At 60.2% G+C, this 16,927-nt stretch carries 19 protein-coding genes; 4 read left to right on the top strand and 15 right to left on the bottom strand.

Going from position 1 to position 16,927, the window contains the following annotated elements:
* Positions 1–60 precede the first annotated feature (60 nt).
* Positions 61–474: a MerR family transcriptional regulator gene (locus tag AC3A35_RS24235; RefSeq protein WP_487439107.1), complete on the top strand. Its 414-nt coding sequence runs from the start codon at positions 61–63 to the stop codon at positions 472–474.
* Between the two features lie 24 nt (positions 475–498).
* Here AC3A35_RS24235 and AC3A35_RS24230 read toward each other — a convergent pair whose 3' ends face one another.
* The gene (locus AC3A35_RS24230; RefSeq protein WP_487439106.1) at positions 499–1,212 is read right to left on the bottom strand and encodes a sulfite exporter TauE/SafE family protein; all 714 of its coding nucleotides are present in this window, start codon (positions 1,210–1,212) and stop codon (positions 499–501) included.
* Positions 1,213–1,277: 65 nt separating this feature from the next.
* Positions 1,278–2,669: an oxygen-independent coproporphyrinogen III oxidase gene (gene hemN, locus AC3A35_RS24225; RefSeq protein ID WP_487439105.1), complete on the bottom strand. Its 1,392-nt coding sequence runs from the start codon at positions 2,667–2,669 to the stop codon at positions 1,278–1,280.
* 115 nt (positions 2,670–2,784) lie between these two features.
* Here hemN and fnr point away from each other — a divergent pair, with 115 nt between their 5' ends.
* The gene (fnr, locus tag AC3A35_RS24220; protein ID WP_487439157.1) at positions 2,785–3,525 is read left to right on the top strand and encodes a fumarate/nitrate reduction transcriptional regulator Fnr; all 741 of its coding nucleotides are present in this window, start codon (positions 2,785–2,787) and stop codon (positions 3,523–3,525) included.
* Between the two features lie 35 nt (positions 3,526–3,560).
* Here the strand turns inward: fnr and AC3A35_RS24215 are convergent, their stop codons facing one another.
* The gene (locus tag AC3A35_RS24215; protein ID WP_487439104.1) at positions 3,561–3,950 is read right to left on the bottom strand and encodes a SirB2 family protein; all 390 of its coding nucleotides are present in this window, start codon (positions 3,948–3,950) and stop codon (positions 3,561–3,563) included.
* A gap of 108 nt (positions 3,951–4,058) precedes the next feature.
* On the opposite strand from AC3A35_RS24215, the gene AC3A35_RS24210 reads away from it, so the two are divergent.
* Positions 4,059–4,745, top strand: a complete 687-nt coding sequence (locus AC3A35_RS24210) for a Crp/Fnr family transcriptional regulator (protein ID WP_487439103.1) — start codon at positions 4,059–4,061, stop codon at positions 4,743–4,745.
* 92 nt (positions 4,746–4,837) lie between these two features.
* Here the strand turns inward: AC3A35_RS24210 and AC3A35_RS24205 are convergent, their stop codons facing one another.
* From AC3A35_RS24205 to AC3A35_RS24190, 4 genes are all read right to left on the bottom strand, one after another.
* Positions 4,838–5,617, bottom strand: coding sequence for a slipin family protein (locus tag AC3A35_RS24205; RefSeq protein ID WP_487439102.1), 780 nt, complete (start codon positions 5,615–5,617; stop codon positions 4,838–4,840).
* Positions 5,614–7,125, bottom strand: a complete 1,512-nt coding sequence (locus AC3A35_RS24200; protein WP_487439101.1) for an NfeD family protein — start codon at positions 7,123–7,125, stop codon at positions 5,614–5,616. Before AC3A35_RS24200 ends, AC3A35_RS24205 begins: the two co-directional genes overlap by 4 nt.
* 88 nt (positions 7,126–7,213) lie before the next feature.
* Positions 7,214–8,899 carry a PHA/PHB synthase family protein gene (locus tag AC3A35_RS24195; protein WP_487439156.1) on the bottom strand — a complete coding sequence of 562 codons (1,686 nt, stop codon included), beginning with the start codon at positions 8,897–8,899 and terminating at the stop codon, positions 7,214–7,216.
* A 143-nt stretch (positions 8,900–9,042) separates the two neighbouring features.
* Positions 9,043–10,452 carry an MBL fold metallo-hydrolase RNA specificity domain-containing protein gene (locus tag AC3A35_RS24190; RefSeq protein WP_487439100.1) on the bottom strand — a complete coding sequence of 470 codons (1,410 nt, stop codon included), beginning with the start codon at positions 10,450–10,452 and terminating at the stop codon, positions 9,043–9,045.
* Between the two features lie 120 nt (positions 10,453–10,572).
* On the opposite strand from AC3A35_RS24190, the gene AC3A35_RS24185 reads away from it, so the two are divergent.
* Positions 10,573–11,016: a universal stress protein gene (locus AC3A35_RS24185; protein ID WP_487439099.1), complete on the top strand. Its 444-nt coding sequence runs from the start codon at positions 10,573–10,575 to the stop codon at positions 11,014–11,016.
* 53 nt (positions 11,017–11,069) lie between these two features.
* On the opposite strand, the gene AC3A35_RS24180 is transcribed toward AC3A35_RS24185, so the two are convergent.
* From AC3A35_RS24180 to ccoN, 8 genes are all read right to left on the bottom strand, one after another.
* Positions 11,070–11,318 carry a hypothetical protein gene (locus AC3A35_RS24180; protein WP_487439098.1) on the bottom strand — a complete coding sequence of 83 codons (249 nt, stop codon included), beginning with the start codon at positions 11,316–11,318 and terminating at the stop codon, positions 11,070–11,072.
* Between the two features lie 41 nt (positions 11,319–11,359).
* Complete coding sequence (locus tag AC3A35_RS24175; RefSeq protein WP_487439097.1) at positions 11,360–11,512, bottom strand: DUF3149 domain-containing protein; 153 nt, start codon at positions 11,510–11,512, stop codon at positions 11,360–11,362.
* A 24-nt stretch (positions 11,513–11,536) separates the two neighbouring features.
* A complete protein-coding gene (locus AC3A35_RS24170; protein ID WP_487439096.1) occupies positions 11,537–12,037 on the bottom strand; it encodes a FixH family protein in 501 nt (166 codons plus the stop codon).
* 24 nt (positions 12,038–12,061) lie between these two features.
* Positions 12,062–13,486: a cytochrome c oxidase accessory protein CcoG gene (ccoG, locus tag AC3A35_RS24165; RefSeq protein ID WP_487439095.1), complete on the bottom strand. Its 1,425-nt coding sequence runs from the start codon at positions 13,484–13,486 to the stop codon at positions 12,062–12,064.
* Positions 13,487–13,561: 75 nt separating this feature from the next.
* Positions 13,562–14,458 (bottom strand): cytochrome-c oxidase, cbb3-type subunit III, encoded by an 897-nt coding sequence (gene ccoP, locus AC3A35_RS24160; protein ID WP_487439094.1) that lies wholly within the window; start codon positions 14,456–14,458, stop codon positions 13,562–13,564.
* Positions 14,451–14,639 carry a cbb3-type cytochrome oxidase subunit 3 gene (locus AC3A35_RS24155; protein ID WP_487439093.1) on the bottom strand — a complete coding sequence of 63 codons (189 nt, stop codon included), beginning with the start codon at positions 14,637–14,639 and terminating at the stop codon, positions 14,451–14,453. Before AC3A35_RS24155 ends, ccoP begins: the two co-directional genes overlap by 8 nt.
* A 16-nt stretch (positions 14,640–14,655) precedes the next feature.
* Positions 14,656–15,291 carry a cytochrome-c oxidase, cbb3-type subunit II gene (ccoO, locus tag AC3A35_RS24150; RefSeq protein WP_487439092.1) on the bottom strand — a complete coding sequence of 212 codons (636 nt, stop codon included), beginning with the start codon at positions 15,289–15,291 and terminating at the stop codon, positions 14,656–14,658.
* 15 nt (positions 15,292–15,306) lie between these two features.
* Positions 15,307–16,737 carry a cytochrome-c oxidase, cbb3-type subunit I gene (gene ccoN / locus AC3A35_RS24145; RefSeq protein ID WP_487439091.1) on the bottom strand — a complete coding sequence of 477 codons (1,431 nt, stop codon included), beginning with the start codon at positions 16,735–16,737 and terminating at the stop codon, positions 15,307–15,309.
* Positions 16,738–16,927 lie beyond the last annotated feature (190 nt).

The raw sequence follows: 16,927 nt of genomic DNA, 5'->3' as shown, positions 1-16,927 counted from the left end.
CTTGCAGTATTTTGACATGAGGTGCAGTCTAAACTCCGTACCTGAGTACGGAGTCAACACATGGACCAACAAATCAGCAAGGAACTGACCATCGGTGCGTTGGCCCGAGCGGCCGAGGTCGGCGTCGAAACGATCCGCTACTACCAGCGCCGCGGCCTGCTTGCCGAGCCACAGCAGTTGCGCGGAAGCTATCGCGTATACGGGACGCCTGCACTCGCCCGCCTGCGCGCGATCCGCCGCGCCCAGCAGTTGGGCTTCTCGCTCGACGAGATCGATGGCCTGCTGGCACTCAACGAGGACACCGACCGCGAACGCGCACGGGCCCTGGCCCAGGCAAAAATCAAACTGATCGACGACCGGATCCGGCAACTGGCCGATATGCGGGCAGCCCTCGCCGAGCTCGTAAACTGCTGCCAGCACACTGATGCAACGGCGCCCTGCCCCATCTTGCGCGCACTGTCGAGCGAGCAGTAGCGGCCGCCCCCTGACGCGCCGGGATCAGATCGTGCACACCACCCCGCTCCACAACTGGCCGCCGAGGGTGGGCGCATGGAACAGCCCGAACACTCCGAAACCGAGCACCAGCAAACCCGACGCAAACCGGACCTTGCTGTTGCGGGTGAGGTCACGGAAGCGTTTGAACAGCATCCCGGCGAGCATCAGATTGGGCAAGGTGCCGAGCCCGAAGGCCAGCATCAGGCCCGCTCCGCGGGGGGCCGATCCGGTAACCAATGCCGTCGCAAGGATCGAATACACCAGACCACAGGGCAGGAACCCCCACAACAGGCCGAGTGGCAAGGCCTGCTTGACCGAACGAGCGGGCAGAAAGCGTCGGGTAAGGGGCTGGATGCGGCGCCACAGCTGATGCCCTAGCCGCTCCACCGGGGCGAGCAGCCGGGTGAAACCGGTGAGATAGAGCCCGAGCGCAATCAGCATCAGATTGGCGAGCACGTAGAGCGTGATCTGCACCGGCAGCACGCCATCGTAGAGCATGCCGACCGAACCGATTGCGCCAAGCAGGGCACCGATTGCGGTATAGGTGCCGATCCGGCCGAGATTGTAGGCCAGATGGATCGGCCACTGCCGACCGCGGTCTGTCGGCGTCTGCACCTGCACGGTCAGGGCGCCGACAATACCGCCGCACATGGACACGCAGTGGGTGCCGCCGAGCAGGCCGATCAGGAAGACGGCCAGATAACCGGTTTCGGGCATAGATTCTCAGAACTGGGCAGGGGACGCGGAGTGCGCATTCTACGCCGCTCCCCTCGCCCTCACCGTCAGATGACCCGGGAATACCGGGCGCGCTCGCGATCCGCACGCAGGTAGCGGTCGAACACCATCGCGATACCGCGTACGAGCAGACGCCCTGCAGGCTCGACACTGAGCCAGTCCCCATCCAGCTTGACCAGCCCTGCAGCCTCCATCTCCTTGAGGTCGGCCAGCTCCTCGGCAAAGTACTCGCGGAAGTTGATCAGGTGGGCGATTTCGATCGATTCGATCGACAGCTCGAAATGGCACATCAGCGCCTGGATGATGGCACGGCGCAGGAGGTCGTCGGCGGTGAGTTCGATCCCGCGCAACACGGGCAGCTGGTCACGGTCGAGTGCATCGTAGTACTCGTCGAGGGTCTTCACGTTCTGCGAGTAGACCGGACCGATCTTGCCGATGGCAGACACACCGAAGGCGAGCAGATCGCATTCCGCCTGGGTGGAATAGCCCTGGAAGTTGCGATGCAGGCGCCCCTGACGCTGGGCAACGGTGAGCTCGTCGTCGGGCTTGGCGAAGTGGTCCATGCCGATATAGACGTAACCCGATTCGGTAAGCCGCCGGATCGCCAGTTGCAGGATCTGCAGCTTGGAATCGGCCGACGGCAGATCGCTCTGGGCAATCCGGCGCTGCGGCTTGAACAGCCCGGGCAGGTGCGCATAGCTGTACAGCGAGATGCGATCCGGGGACAGTTCGAGCACCTGCTCGAGGGTGCGGTTGAAGCTGATCACGTTCTGCTTGGGCAGGCCGTAGATCAGGTCCATGCTGATCGACTTGAAGCCGGTGGCGCGCGCGGCATCCATCACCAGCTTGGTTTCCTCGACGCTCTGGACCCGGTTGGTGGCAATCTGGACGTCCTCGGCGAAATCCTGCACGCCGACGCTCATGCGGTTGAAGCCGAGATCGGCGAGCATCTCGACCGTATCGAAATCGACCTTGCGCGGATCGACCTCGATCGAGTACTCGCCGTTGGGCACGAGGTTGAAGTGCTTGCGCACCGACTCCATCAACTGGTGCATCTCGCCGTGCGACAGGAAGGTCGGGGTGCCGCCACCGAGGTGCAACTGCGTGACCTGCCTCGTTCCGCCCAGCGCAGCCACCTGCATCTCGATCTCTTTCGCCAGGTAATTCAAATACTTGGCCGAGCGCCCATGATCCTTGGTGATGATCTTGTTGCAGGCACAGTAGTAGCAGATCGTGTTACAGAACGGGATGTGGAAGTATAATGACAACGGTCGACTCACCCCACCGACGGCGCGTTTGCCAAGCCAGTCGGTCAGCGCGCGAGCGTCGAATGCCTCGACGAAACGATCTGCCGTGGGATAAGAGGTATAACGGGGCCCGTTGATGTCGAAACGACGAATCAGCTGGGGATCGAATAGAAGTTCTGTCTGGCTGGTCATGGTCGCGCTGCGTCAAGGTGTACTTAACAATGGCAGAAAGCCGGCATTTTGTGGTTGACTTGGATCAACGGCGGGAATATACCCGATCCAGACACGGAGCAAGTTTACTGTGCAAATGAAGGCAACGGTGCCGATCACCACGGCAGCACTCAAGACCGCGTGCTCCCAATGCAACCTCCTCGAATTGTGCCTGCCTTTCGGCATGTCCGATACCGAGCTCGACCGGCTCGACGAACTCGTCGGGGCCCGGCGCAAGATCAAACGCCAGCAGCCCTTGTACCGAGCGGGGGAATTGTTCGAAGCCATCTATGCGATCCGCGCCGGTTCATTCAAGACCGACGTCTTGCTCGAGGACGGTCGCGAACAGGTCACCGGTTTTCAGATGACCGGCGAGATCCTCGGCCTCGACGGTATCAGCACCGAACTCCACTCCTGCAACGCCGTGGCGCTCGAGGACAGCGAAGTCTGCGTGATTCCGTACGCCAAACTCGAAGAACTCTCGCGTGTCGTAGAGGGTCTGCAGCACCAGTTCCACAAGGTCATGAGTCGCGAGATCGTGCGCGACCATGGCGTGATGATGCTGCTTGGCTCGATGCGTGCGGAGGAACGTCTGGCTGCCTTCCTGCTCAACATGTCGCAACGCTTCACTGCGCGGGGCTTTTCTGCGGCGGAGTTTCACTTGCGGATGACGCGCGAGGAGATCGGCTCCTACCTGGGGCTGAAACTCGAGACCGTGTCGCGTGCTTTTTCCCGCTTCCAGGAAGAGGGCCTCGTTGCCGTTCAGCAGAAGCACATCCGCATCCTCAACAACGCGGGGCTCAAAAAGCTGATCCAGCACCAGCAGGGTGCGCGCTGAGCGGCATTCGACAGAACGAATCCTGCCGCAGGACATCAAACGACCTGTGCGAGCCAGCCGGCCGGGTTCTTGCTCAGCGCGACCGACACGATCCAGCCGAAAACCAGTAGTGCCGCACCATAGGCAATGGCCCGAATCCGCCGTGTGCGTCCACGCTTGAGGGCGATCGTACCGAGCACCACATACGCCACCAGGCCGATGACCTTGGCGGTAATCCAGTCGGCCTGGAACGGATACTGGCCGATCATCACTGCCATCGTGATGGCACTGCCGAGCAGTGCGGTGTCGACGACATGGGGCAAGGTTCGGGTGAGACGATGCGCGAGCAGGCGATGGTCACCGAGCATCCACCATCCGCGCAACGCGAATCCACCAACGCTCAGTATCGCGCAACTCACATGTATGTACTTGAGCGTCTGATACACGCCATATCTCCAGGAATGAAGCCTTTCGGCCAGAAACCCGACGCAGCCACGGCCTGCGCGCGGGACCCAGCCGAGGTTAGAATTCAGCCTTGACTGACGGAGCATGCAATGACTCATCCCCCTTCCGATCTCACCGCCCTGCTACGCCAGATTCCACTGTTTGGCGAACTGTCCGACCCGGAACTCGAGCGCGTCGCCCGCTTTACGCGAGAGCGCCATCTCACCAAGGGCGAGCTGCTGTTCCAGCGTGGCGATATGGCTCATGGCTTCTACTTCGTGGTATCCGGTCAGTTGAAGCTCGCATTTTCGTCCGCCCAGGGAAACGAAAAGGTTGTCGAGATCGTCGGCCCGCAACAGAGTTTCGGTGAAGCGGTGATGTTCATGGACCGCCCCTACCCGGTGTTCGCCGAGGCCCTGAGCGACATGGCACTGCTGCACATCGGCCAGAACGTGGTGTCGGAACTGGTCGATCAGGATCCCGGGTTTGCCCGCAAGCTTCTCGCCGGGATGGCCATCAGGCTGCACAACATGGTGCGCGACGTCGAGACCTACTCGCTGCGTTCGAGCACTCAACGCGTGATCGGCTATCTGCTGCAGCAAACCGGTAGCGACGACGGAAAACCCGCAGAAATTTCGCTGCCGACCAGCAAGCAGGTCATCGCCTCACGCCTCAACCTGACCCCTGAAACCCTGTCTCGAATCTTCCACGACCTCGCCGACAACGGACTGATCAGCGTGCATGGAAAACGTATCGAACTGCATGACCCCCGCGCCCTGGCACGCTACAACGGCTGAACCAAGCTCGCATTCGAAGTTTCCAACAGACGCGCCCGCGGCCACCTTGACCAGAGTCAAGCCCGCGCTTGCGCCTTGTGCAACGCGGCCACTCAGGCCGCATCCTTCGGCACCGCCTCCTTGCCCCGGCCGAGGAAACTGCCGATCAGGTCCACCGGCACCGGAAAGACCAGGGTCGAACTCTTGTCACCGGCCACTTGGGTAAGGGTCTGCAGATAGCGCAATTGCATGGCCGCCGGTTCGCGCGACAACATTGCAGCTGCTTCCATCAGCGCCTGCGCCGCCTGTTTTTCGCCTTCCGCATGAATCACTTTGGCGCGGCGCTCGCGTTCTGCCTCGGCCTGACGGGCGATCGCGCGCACCATGCTCTCGTTCAGATCGATATGCTTGATCTCGACGTTGGTCACCTTGATGCCCCATGAGTCGGTCTGCGCATCGAGAATCTGCTGTACATCAAGGTTGAGCCGCTCGCGCTCGGCCAACATCTCGTCGAGTTCGTGTTTGCCGAGCACCGCGCGCAAGGTCGTTTGTGCCAGCTGGCTGGTCGCGACCAGGAAGTTCTCGACCTGGATGATCGCCTTCTCCGGGTCGACCACACGGAAGAACACGATTGCATTCACCTTGACCGACACGTTGTCGCGCGAAATCACGTCCTGCGAAGGCACATCCATGGTCACCACGCGCAGATCCACCTTCACCATCTGCTGCACACCCGGGATCACGATCACCAGACCAGGGCCCTTTACTTTCCAGAAGCGGCCAAGCATGAAGATCACACCGCGCTCGTACTCGCGCAGGATCCTGATCGAAGCGACAACGAGAAATATGAGCAGGAGCAGGAGGGGCGCAAAGCCAAGTTGGAGATCGATCATGATGAGGCGCTCCGTAAATTTGGGGAATCGGTTACCGGTGAAACATCCACCACAAGCCCGTTGAGGCAATCGACCCGCACCCTGCTGCCAGGTTCGAGCGGGGCATTCGAGCGGGCCCGCCAGCGCTCGCCATGCACCATCACCCACCATCCGCCTTCGACCGCGGGGCCGATGACGGTACCGCATGCGCCGGCCATCTCCTCCCGCCCGCTCACCACCGGGCGCTTGAAGCTGCGGGCGGCAAAGCTGCCGATCGCCAGCAGCACCGCCGCACTGGTGAGCGCCAGGCCGATGACCAACGCCACTGGGACACCAAAACCTGGGGCCTCGGTGTCCATCAGGAACAGCCCGCCGACAATGAAGGCGATGACGCCGCCGACGCCGAGCACGCCGAAGCTCGGGATGAAGGCCTCGGCCAGCATCAAACCGGCACCGATCGCCAGCAACAGCACCCCCGCCCAATTAACCGGCAGCAACTGGAAGGCGTAGAGCGCAATCAGCAGCGAAATGGCGCCGGCCACACCCGGCACACCGAAGCCCGGCGAGGTGAACTCGAAGAACAGGCCGTAGATCCCGATCATCATCAGGATCAGCGCCACCTGCGGATGTGCCAGCGAGGCGAGGATGCGGTTGCGCCAGTCCGGCTCGTGGTGCTCAATGGTGGCGTTGGCGGTGGCGAGCACCACCTTGCCGCCGATCAGGGCAATTTCGCGGCCATCGAGCTGCGCGAGCAGTGCAGGAACGTCGGCCGCAATCATATCGATCACCTTCTGCGCCAGCGCATCCTCTGCCGACAGGCTCGCCGCCTCGCGCACCGCGCGTTCGGCAAAATCGGCGTTGCGCCCGCGCAGCTGTGCCAGGCTGCGGATGTAGGCGGTGGCATCCTCGACCGATTTGGCGGTCATCGCATCGGTACCGGCGAGCGGCTTCGATGTCGGCTTTGGCGCGGGTTGCGCGGAAGGTCTCGTGGCAGCGTCACCATTCCCGGAGGATGCGGCATCCTTTTTCTTGTTATCGGCCCCTGCAGCCTGCTCATCCTCGGCGGGTTCGGGCCGCGTTTCGGGGCCGGGTTTGCCCGGCTGGGCCCCACCGATGCCGATCGCCACCGGGGTCGCGGCACCAAGGTTGGTCGCCGGCGCCATCGCCGCGATATGACTCGCGTACAGGATGTAAGTACCGGCGCTCGCCGCCCGCGCGCCCTCTGGCGATACGAAGGTGACCACCGGCACCGGAGAGGCAAGAATATCCTTGATGATGATGCGCATCGAGGTGTCGAGGCCGCCGGGAGTATCCATTTCGATCACGACCAGCCCGGTACCGGATCGAGCGGCACGGGCAAGACCGCGATGAATGTAATCGGCCGTCGCCGGGCCGATCACGCCCTCGACACCCAATTGCAGCACGCTCGCGCTGGCTGCGGCTGCCGGCCCACCGACCATCACCAGTGCGATCAGCACCAGTGCCAGCCCGATGACGCGCCAAGACCGTGAAACCGCGCATGCTTGCATGGGGTGACCTCCGTGGCTGCCAGGTCGTCAAATCGGCGAATCTGCTCCTTGTGTGGGAGTCCGCACCCGGGCAGAAGTTCTGCCCTCCTCAACGCTCCATCACGTAAGTACCCGGGGCCGGAGCGAGTGCAGGGTACTGAGCGGTTGCAGCCGGCCGCGCTTCGACCAACTCGCCCGCGCGCGGCTTGAGCCACGCCATCCAGTCGGTCCACCAGCTCCCGTCGTGCTCGATGGCACTGGCCCGCCACTGCTCCGCCGTATCCGAACGGTGCGCTTCTGCCACCCAGAACTTGCGCTTGGCCGGCGTCACCACGGGATTGATGATGCCCAGGATATGACCCGAGCTCGACAGCACGTAACGCTTGGGGCCGGTGACATGGTTATTCACCTTGTAAGTCTGCATCCAGGGGGCGATGTGATCGTCCTCCGCTGCAACCGCGTACAGCGGCTGTGAAACGCGGGCAAGATCGAGCGGCTCGCCGGCCACCGCGAGGGCATCCGGATGCACCAGCGCGTTGTTCAGATAAAGCTCACGCAGATACCACGCATGCATCGCAAACGGCATACGGGTGGTATCCATGTTCCAGTACAGCACATCGAATGGCGGCGGCGTATCGCCGTAGAGCCAGCCGTGCACCACGTAGTGCCAGATCAGGCCATTGGAGCGCAGCAGCCGGAAGGCCGACGCCATCTCCCTGCCATCGAGGAAGCCCTTGGTCGCCATGTTGTTGGTGATGTAGCGAATGCTCGCATCGTCGATGAACACCTCGATGTCACCGGGCTTGTGGAAATCAACCAGCGTGGTGAGCAAGGTCCAGTCGGCAACGGGCACCTCCTCCGCCTTGAAATGACGGTTGGCCCAGGCCATGTACATCGCCAGTGCAGTCCCGCCGATGCAGTAACCCACGGCATGGACCTTGTGCGCACCGGTAAAACTCCGTGCCACCTCGACGATGGCGTGCACCCCGTCCACAAGATAGTCGTCGAAGCGGCAGTCACGCATCGATCCGTCCGGGTTCTTCCAGCTGGTGATGAACACATCCAGGCCCTGGTCGAGCAAGAAGCGGATCATGCTTTTCTTCGGCACCAGATCGAGAATGTAGAACTTGTTGATCCAGGGGGTGACAATGACGACCGGTTCGGCATGCACTGCGCGCTGGGTCGGCGCATAGTGAATGACTTCGAGCAGGCGATTGCGGAACACCACGGCCCCTTCGGTGGTCGCCAGATTCTCGCCGACGCGAAAATCACCGGGGTCGGTCATTCGCACATCCCCGGCCTTGAGGTCATCGAGGAAATTGCGGAAACCATTGACCAGACTCTCGCCTTGGGTCTCCGACGCCTTGCGCAGCGCCACCGGATTGGTCCACAGAAAGTTGGTCGGCGCCATCGCATTGAGCCAGTTCCGCCACCAGAACGCCGCCCTGCGCCGCTCCTTCCCCGCCAGCCCCGGGGTGTCGAAAAGCATGTTCTGCATGTGGTGTGTGAATGCGAGATACCACTCCTTGGTCAGATCCCAGGTGGGGTACTCGCTCCATACCGGGTCAGCGAAGCGGGCATCATCTGCATTCGGACGAATCGGATCGCTGCTCTGCAGTCCGAGCATGCGATTCATCGAGTGCAGTTGCAGCTTCCACAAATCGGTCGACAGTCCGGCAAGGCGCTCGGCAAGCTCCTGCGGATGTGCCGCCCACGCGAGATGGGCGTGAATGATAGGGGCACTCATGCCGAGTGGATCGACAGTACCCTCGACCCCATCATGCAGCTCACGCATTGCACGCTTGACCACCTGGCCGGGATCGAACTGCTCGACACGCCGTGGCCTGCCACCTTTGGAGGAATGATTGCCTCCGCTCCTGCTTGTTCTTGTGGTCATGACTTACTCCGGCATTACGGGCGGGAGCATGGGCTCCCGCCTCAATTCAGTGGGTAGGCGACCCGCGCTTCGGGCACGATCGACGCGGGCCAACCCGGTAGCGCATTGACCAGTTCGGCAAAGGTCGCAGTCGTTTCAGCCTCTCCATGGACAAGGAAAGTTCGTCGTGGCGGCGGTTCAATATGACGCATCCATTCGAGCAGTGCCGGCTGATCTGCATGCGCCGAGAGTCCGCCTATGGTGTAGATATCTGCCCGCACAGGAATGCGCTCGCCAAAAATTGTCACCACCCGGGCCTTGTCGACCAGCCTGCGTCCGAGCGTGCCCGCGGCCTGGAAGCCGGCGATGATGACCGAGCACTCCCGCCGTCCGAGGTTATAGCGCAAATGGAATTTGATTCGTCCGGCATCGCACATTCCGCTGGCAGAGATGATCACTAGTCCCCCGTGGTGGTGGTTCAACGCCATCGACTCTTCAACGTCGGCAACAAAACGCAATCGAAAGCGTTCGTGGTTCGACCGGGTCCAGGCCAGAAGTTCGCGCGTTTCATCATCCCACAATGCGGAATGTTGCAGCGTGAGGTCGGTGACCGCGGTGGCCATCGGCGAGTCCACAACCACCTCCAGGTTCGGCACCCGCCCCGAACGCACCAGTTGCGCCAGCACGAATACCACTTCTTGGGTGCGCCCTACCGCAAAAGCGGGAATGATGACGTTCCCCCCCTTGCGCCTCAACGTGTCGGTAAGCACATGAACGAGCTCATTCTCGGTGTCGACCATCGCTCGATGGGCACGATTGCCGTAGGTGGTCTCGATACAGAGAAGATCGGCATCCCTCACAATAAAGGGATCTCGCAACACTGGCCGCCCGGGCTGCCCAAGATCGCCGGTGAACACGATCTTGCGTGCGCTCCCGCGCTCGCTCACCTCGACCTCGATGATCGCGGAGCCCAGGATGTGACCCGCCTCGTGGAAACGGCAGACCACCCCTTTGCCCGGATGCAGCGTGGCCTCGTAGTCGACCCGGCGCAGCCGATGCAGGGTGCTGCGTGCCTGCTCCACCGTATACAGCGGCGCAACATCCCAGCCTCGTCGCGCATGCCGCGAGCGATGTCGCCGGTTGGCCAATTCGGCCTCTTTCTCCTGGATGTACGCCGAGTCGAGCAACATGACCCCGAGCAGATCGACCGTGGCCGATGTGGCATGCACCGGACCGCGATAGCCAAGTGCAAGCAAACGGGGCAAGAGCCCGGAGTGATCGAGGTGGGCATGAGTCAGCAACACGAAATCGATCTGCTCAAGATCGAAATCAAGCGCACGCAGATTCTTCAGCCCGGCTTCCTTGCCCCCCTGAAACATGCCGCAATCGACCATGAAGGCACCGCCCTCATGACGCACGACAGCACAGGATCCGGTCACCTCTCCGACTGCACCATAGAATGTGATGTCCATGTTCCCTCCGCTCTTCAGCATCACCCATACGTTCTGGTCCGGAGTTGACTGCGATCAAGCATAGGGAGGATGCTTGACTGACTATAATTGCTTATTGATGGCGTCTAAAGGAGCAGCGACATGTTCAAGCATATTCTCGTACCAACGGACGGATCTCCCCTCTCGGAGGGCACAGTAGCCCGTGCGATCACGTATGCAAAAGAGACAGGGGCGAGAATCACGTTCTTCTATGCTCAGCCCGATTTCCCCATGCCCATCTATGGCGAAGGTGCGTTGATCGATCCGACCACGCCCGAACAGTTTGCCCGCTCTGCACAACAGGAGGCCGAGCACATTCTCGAACGCGCCAAGGCGGCTGCAGATGCTGCCGGCGTACTCTCCGGCACGGATACACTGGTCAACGAAGTCCCGTATGAGGCCATCATCGACGCCGCCGATCGTCACGGCTGCGACCTGATATTCATGGCATCCCATGGGCGCAAAGGCATTGCCGGCCTGCTGCTCGGCAGCGAGACCCAAAAGGTGCTGACCCACAGCAAAACCCCGGTACTCGTCTATCGATAATGACACTCGCAGGTGTCGAAAGCAGAACGGCCCGCGTTGCGGGCCGTTCTGCTTCAATGCTGATGCAACTCCGGATGATTTATCTCGTCGGCGGTGCGCTGAAAGTAGAGGGTCGTCAGGCTCGATGCCGCACAGATCAGCCAAAAGGCAAAAAAACCGATCGAATAAGTCGCGAGTGGATCGAGATGAATCGGATCACCGAACAGATACAATTCGCGCGGGTTGATCACGGTAAAGAAAACAGCCTCCACCACTCCAGCCACCAGGAACGACGGCCAAAGCACCTGAATCAGTTTCTGCATGGAAGTACCCTCCTTACCGTGCAACAACGAACGTGGTTGAGTTACCGCTGAGCGTCTGCTTTCGCCTTCTGCTCGTCTTCGGCCATGTGGCGCATCGCGTAGCGGTAAATATACGCCCCCATGACGAGAATAAAGCCAATCGTAAACAGGCTGAGGAGACCGATGTCGGTCGTAAACAACTCCTTCCAGGCCATGATAAAACCTCCTTCGTCGACAGATTAAGAACCAAATGGATCAACCCTTATTTCCGTCTCTGTCGGAAGGTATGCGGTCCCGTTCATCCGCCAGCTGCGGGACTCGTCTTCTAGCTGAAACAACCAGCGTCCCGTGCTCAGGGGCTTGATCGCGCCCTCGAACACGCCCCCCGGCCCGCTCAGGAACAGCTCCTGATCAGACCCGCCACGGGTGGGGTGTGCAATCGTCAGCCGAATCGATTGCGGCAGATCTTCGGGCTTCGCCGCAGACAGATCGATTCGCAGGGAGTCGGTGCGGACCCTCAGTTGCGCGGACAGGCCCAATTCCTTCGCACGCTCGGTACGTCCAATCGTCTGAACGATCGCGCGGCCTTCCTTGTAGTAGTCATCGACCACCAGTCCGTCCCAGGTATTGATCGCGATGGCCAGGGTAATGAAGCCCGCAATCACCGCAGTTGCCGGCAGGGCAATCAGGAACCAGGGCCAGCCCTGCTTGTACCAGGGCTCGGCTTTCTTGTTGGACACAGTAACGCTCATTGTTCAGTCATCTCAGCGAGGAAAAAGGAAAGTGGTCTTCTCGCGCAGCCTGAGACTTGGTTCGTCCTCGGGGTACACTTCGAAGAACACCTCGTTCGCGCCGGGTTTACCCACATCATAGGGAACAAGCACCTGCAGCGTCACTGCCTGCGTGGCCGCGGCACCGACATCGATGCGGTGATCGCCGCCAATCTTTACACCTTCCAGTCCGGTGGCCTCAAAGATGAACGTCCGCGGACGTTCAGTCATGTTCATCACCTGCAGGCGATAGACGTTCTCGATCAGCCCGCCTTCCACTTCACGGGCAAGCGACATCCGGTCACGAATTACATCGACCCGTAGCGGATCACGAGTCGCGAGGCCCCAGACGAATGCCAGACTGATCAGAATCAGAACCGTACCGTATATCAGGGTACGCGGTCTGAACACATGCCCGATGATCTCCTTGCTGCCCCAGCCCCTTTTGATCGCATTCTCGGTCGAATAACGGATCAGCCCCCGCGGGTAGTCCATCTTGTCCATCACCTGATCGCATGCGTCTATGCATGCGGCACAGCCGATGCATTCGTACTGCAGCCCCTGGCGAATGTCGATGCCGGTCGGGCAAACCTGCACGCAGATTCCACAATCCACACAATCACCCTTGGCGATCGCCTTGGGTTCGACGCCTTTCTTGCGCGCTCCGCGCGGTTCTCCACGTCCTTCGTCATAAGTGATCACCAACGTGTCGGGATCGAACATGACCGCCTGGAAGCGGGCGTACGGGCACATATACTTGCACACCTGTTCTCGCATCACGCCGGCAAATAGATAGGTAAAACCGCCGTAGAACAGGATCCAGAACAGTTCCCACGGACCAAAGTCCAGTGTCCTCACCGACTGCAACAACTCTTCCAGCGGCGAGAAATACGCCACGAACGTAAATCCGGTCCACAGCGCAACCGCACCCCAGGCACCGTACTTTGCTGCCTTGATTGCGAACTTTCTCGGCCCCATCGGGGCTTTGTCGAGCTTCATCCGCTTGTTGCGGTCACCTTCGATCTTCTGCTCGATCCACATGAAGATCTCAGTGTAGACCGTCTGCGGACATGCATAGCCACACCACAGGCGTCCTGCGATCGCCGTAAAGAAGAACAGCCCGTACGCAGAAATGATCAGCAGGATGGCGAGAAAAAACACATCCTGAGGCCAGAACACCCAGCCAAAAATGTAGAACTTGCGCTCGGTCAGATGCAACAGCACGGCCTGCCGGTCATTCCACACCAACCAGGGCAAACCATAGAAAATGATCTGGGTAATCCACACCAAGGCCCATCGCCAGGTGGCGAAAAGCCCGGTTACCGCCCGCATATAGACCTTCTGTCGGACGGCGTAGAGGGTATCTTGCTCCGGGGGCGGAGACACGGAGGCTTGAGGCTTGGGGGCTGGGCTGTTCATGATCGCTTTATTAGTGGATTCTTATTTTTATGATTGAAAATAGCTCCGGGGGCGCAAGCCCCCGGAGCATTCTGCTTACTTCTTGTCCTTGTTCAGGCTAAGCACATAACCGGCTAGGATATGAACCTTGGCTTCTCCGAGGAAATCCTTGAACGCGGGCATCTGGTTCTGACGGCCATTGGTGATCGTCTCGATGATCGTCGCTTCGGAAGACCCATACAGCCACGTAGTGTTCGTCAAATCAAGAGCCCCGAGCATCGGATTGCCCTTCGCATCAGCACCGTGGCAGGCCACGCAGTTCTGGTCGAACATGTCCTTGCCGCGCTGGGCGCGCAGGGAATCATGCGCCAGGCCCGACAGGGAACGCACGTAGTTGGCCACGTCCTTGACCCCTTCACCACCCAGCGCCGGGCCAAACGGCGGCATCACACCCATACGCCCGCCGAGAATGGTGGTCTTGATGGTGTCGGCTTCGCCACCCCAGTTCCACTCGCTGTCGGTAAGGTTCGGGAAGCCCTTTGCCCCCTGAGCGGCAGAACCGTGACATTGCGCACAGTAGGTCAGGAACATGCGCTGACCCATGGCATTGGCTTCCGGATCCGCCGCCACGGCCATCAGATCCATTCCTTCGTACTTGGCGAAGATCGGTCCGTATTTCTCGTCGGCAACCTTCATCTCGGTACCGTACTGACTGAGCTGACCACGATCGGCGTTCAGGTTGCCAAAACCAGGATAGATCGAAAGATAGACGATGCCGAAGATGATGGTGATCCAGAACAGGTACAACCACCAGCGCGGCAGCGGATTGTTGTATTCCGCCAGCGTCTCGTCCCACACATGCCCATGCAGTTGCGCTTCGCCAGGCTCACGCTTGGTCATGTTCGCGACCAGCACAAAAACGCAGAACAGGATGCTCAGGGCTACAAGACCCATCACGTACATGTTCCAGAAACCGCTGATAAAGTCAGCCATTTGCTTTTCCTTCCTTGTCCAGCCGGCCGCCATGGGCCGGCAGATCGTCATCGGTCAGGGGCAGACGCGCCGCCTCGTCGAATCCATCCTTGGCATGCTTGCTGTAGGCCCAGGCGCAGATCCCCAGGAAACAGACAAACCCCAGCACAGTCACGACAGTTCTCAGATCATTGATATCCACGACGCGTCCCCAATCCTTACCTTACGTTCTGAAGCGCAGTACCCATACCCTGAAGGTAGGCCACCACCGCATCAAGCTCAGTCTTGCCTTCGAGCTCGGCAGGCGCAGCGGCGATTTCCTCGTCGCTGTACTTGTGCAGACCGACCATGTTCAGCGCACGCATCTTGGCCTGAATGTCGTCACCCTTGACCGGACGATCGAGCCACGGGAAAGCCGGCATGTTCGACTCGGGCACGACGTCGCGCGGGTTGATCAGGTGGGTACGCTGCCACTCGTCGGAGTAGCGACCGCCCACACGGGCCAGATCCGGACCGGTTCGTTTGGAACCCCACTGGAACGGATGATCGTAGATGTATTCACCCGCTACCGAATAGTGGCCATAGCGCTCGGTCTCCGCACGGAACGGCCGAATCATCTGCGAGTGGCAGTTGTAGCAGCCTTCACGGACATAGATGTCACGACCGACCAGGCGAACCGGGCTGTAAGGTTTGACGTCGAGCTGATTACCCTTCTGATCGATCGGCGTCGTGGTGGAGTGTTGAAAGAAGAGCGGAACGATTTCCACGAGACCGCCCACGCTCACGGTGAGCAGGGTGAAGACGATCATCAGGAAGACGTTACGTTCGATTTTTTCGTGGTTTGATTGAGCCATGTTCTTGTTCTCCGCTTAGGCGTGTGCAGCCGCAGGTGCAAGCACCGGCGCGTTGTAAGCCTTCTGCCCGGCAATCGTCTTGATCATGTTGTAGAACATGATCAGCATGCCGGTGAGGAAGAGCACACCGCCCACGAACCGGATGGTCCAGAACGGATAACTCGCCTTCACGCTTTCAACAAAGGAATAGGTCAGGGTGCCGTCCGTATTGGTCGCACGCCACATCAGACCCTGCATCACCCCGGCGACCCACATCGAGGCGATGTAGAGCACGATACCGATGGTGGCAATCCAGAAGTGGGTGTTGATCAGCTTGGTGCTATACATCTCGGTCCTGCCGTACAGACGCGGCAGCAGGAAGTAGACCGCGCCGATCGAGATCATCGCCACCCAGCCCAGCGCGCCGGAGTGCACATGACCGACCGTCCAGTCCGTGTAGTGCGACAGCGCATTGACCGTCTTGATCGACATCATCGGACCTTCGAAGGTCGACATGCCGTAGAAGGACAGCGAAGTGATCAGGAACTTAAGAATCGGGTCGGTACGCAGCTTATGCCAGGCACCCGACAGGGTCATGATGCCGTTGATCATGCCACCCCAGGACGGCGCCAGCAGGATCAGCGAGAACACCATGCCGACCGATTGGGTCCAGTCCGGCAGCGCCGTGTAATGCAGGTGGTGCGGGCCGGCCCACATGTAGGTGAAGATCAGCGCCCAGAAGTGCACCACCGACAGGCGATACGAGTACACCGGACGTTCGGCCTGCTTCGGAACGAAGTAGTACATCATGCCGAGGAAGCCGGCGGTCAGGAAGAAGCCGACCGCATTGTGGCCGTACCACCATTGGATCATTGCGTCCTGGACCCCGGCATAGGCCGAGTAGGACTTCATGCCCATGAACGAAACCGGAATTGCGGCACTATTGACGATGTGCAGAAGGGCAACCGTCAGGATGAACGCACCGAAAAACCAGTTTGCGACATAGATGTGGCTGACGGTGCGCTTGACGATGGTCCCGAAGAACACGACGGCGTAGGAGACCCACACGACGGCGATCAGGATGTCGATCGGCCACTCCAACTCGGCGTATTCCTTGCCTTGGGTAAAGCCGAGCGGCAGGGTGATCGCGGCGAGTACGATGACCAGCTGCCAGCCCCAGAAGGTGAAGCCTGCAAGGGCAGGCGCAAACAACTTGGTGTGACAGGTACGCTGCACGACATAGTACGACGTTGCAAACAGCGCGCAGCCACCAAAGGCAAAGATCACCGCATTGGTGTGAAGCGGACGCAGCCTGCCGAAGTGCAGGAATTCGTGAACGTTCAGTTCGGGCCACACGAGCTGTGCTGCGGCGATGACGCCGACCAGCATGCCCACGATGCCCCACACCACCGTCATGATGGCGAACTGGCGCACGACTTTATAGTTATAAGTCGCTTGCGATTGCATGTGAGTCACCTCTTTGATTGAAAATCCCTTGGTACAAGCTATCCGATCACGAAGTACGCCTCGTCATCATCCGCGGCAAGGATACCTTCGGAACGGATCTACAATTTGACACAGATCAACATTGTATTGCAGCGCAGAACCCGGGGAAAGAACGTCAGCACTGCATTGGTGCCTTTTTGCCGAGTGCGGC

The organism is Azoarcus sp. Soil_N_20, assembly GCF_057656155.1.
The sequence above is the reverse complement of the archived record's forward strand: the minus strand, read 5'-3'. Positions and strand labels throughout refer to the sequence as shown.

What these genes read in the sequence shown, in the direction of transcription:
- AC3A35_RS24200 (WP_487439101.1), bottom strand. Translation starts at nt 7,125, where the DNA reads ATGCAAGCATGCGCGGTTTCACGGTCTTGGCGCGTCATCGGGCTGGCA.
- AC3A35_RS24190 (WP_487439100.1), bottom strand. Translation starts at nt 10,452, where the DNA reads ATGGACATCACATTCTATGGTGCAGTCGGAGAGGTGACCGGATCCTGT.
- fnr (WP_487439157.1), top strand. Translation starts at nt 2,785, where the DNA reads ATGAAGGCAACGGTGCCGATCACCACGGCAGCACTCAAGACCGCGTGC.
- AC3A35_RS24205 (WP_487439102.1), bottom strand. Translation starts at nt 5,617, where the DNA reads ATGATCGATCTCCAACTTGGCTTTGCGCCCCTCCTGCTCCTGCTCATA.
- AC3A35_RS24195 (WP_487439156.1), bottom strand. Translation starts at nt 8,899, where the DNA reads ATGCGTGAGCTGCATGATGGGGTCGAGGGTACTGTCGATCCACTCGGC.
- AC3A35_RS24235 (WP_487439107.1), top strand. Translation starts at nt 61, where the DNA reads ATGGACCAACAAATCAGCAAGGAACTGACCATCGGTGCGTTGGCCCGA.
- AC3A35_RS24210 (WP_487439103.1), top strand. Translation starts at nt 4,059, where the DNA reads ATGACTCATCCCCCTTCCGATCTCACCGCCCTGCTACGCCAGATTCCA.
- ccoG (WP_487439095.1), bottom strand. Translation starts at nt 13,486, where the DNA reads ATGAACAGCCCAGCCCCCAAGCCTCAAGCCTCCGTGTCTCCGCCCCCG.
- hemN (WP_487439105.1), bottom strand. Translation starts at nt 2,669, where the DNA reads ATGACCAGCCAGACAGAACTTCTATTCGATCCCCAGCTGATTCGTCGT.
- ccoP (WP_487439094.1), bottom strand. Translation starts at nt 14,458, where the DNA reads ATGGCTGACTTTATCAGCGGTTTCTGGAACATGTACGTGATGGGTCTT.
- ccoO (WP_487439092.1), bottom strand. Translation starts at nt 15,291, where the DNA reads ATGGCTCAATCAAACCACGAAAAAATCGAACGTAACGTCTTCCTGATG.
- AC3A35_RS24175 (WP_487439097.1), bottom strand. Translation starts at nt 11,512, where the DNA reads ATGGCCTGGAAGGAGTTGTTTACGACCGACATCGGTCTCCTCAGCCTG.
- AC3A35_RS24185 (WP_487439099.1), top strand. Translation starts at nt 10,573, where the DNA reads ATGTTCAAGCATATTCTCGTACCAACGGACGGATCTCCCCTCTCGGAG.
- AC3A35_RS24180 (WP_487439098.1), bottom strand. Translation starts at nt 11,318, where the DNA reads ATGCAGAAACTGATTCAGGTGCTTTGGCCGTCGTTCCTGGTGGCTGGA.
- ccoN (WP_487439091.1), bottom strand. Translation starts at nt 16,737, where the DNA reads ATGCAATCGCAAGCGACTTATAACTATAAAGTCGTGCGCCAGTTCGCC.
- AC3A35_RS24230 (WP_487439106.1), bottom strand. Translation starts at nt 1,212, where the DNA reads ATGCCCGAAACCGGTTATCTGGCCGTCTTCCTGATCGGCCTGCTCGGC.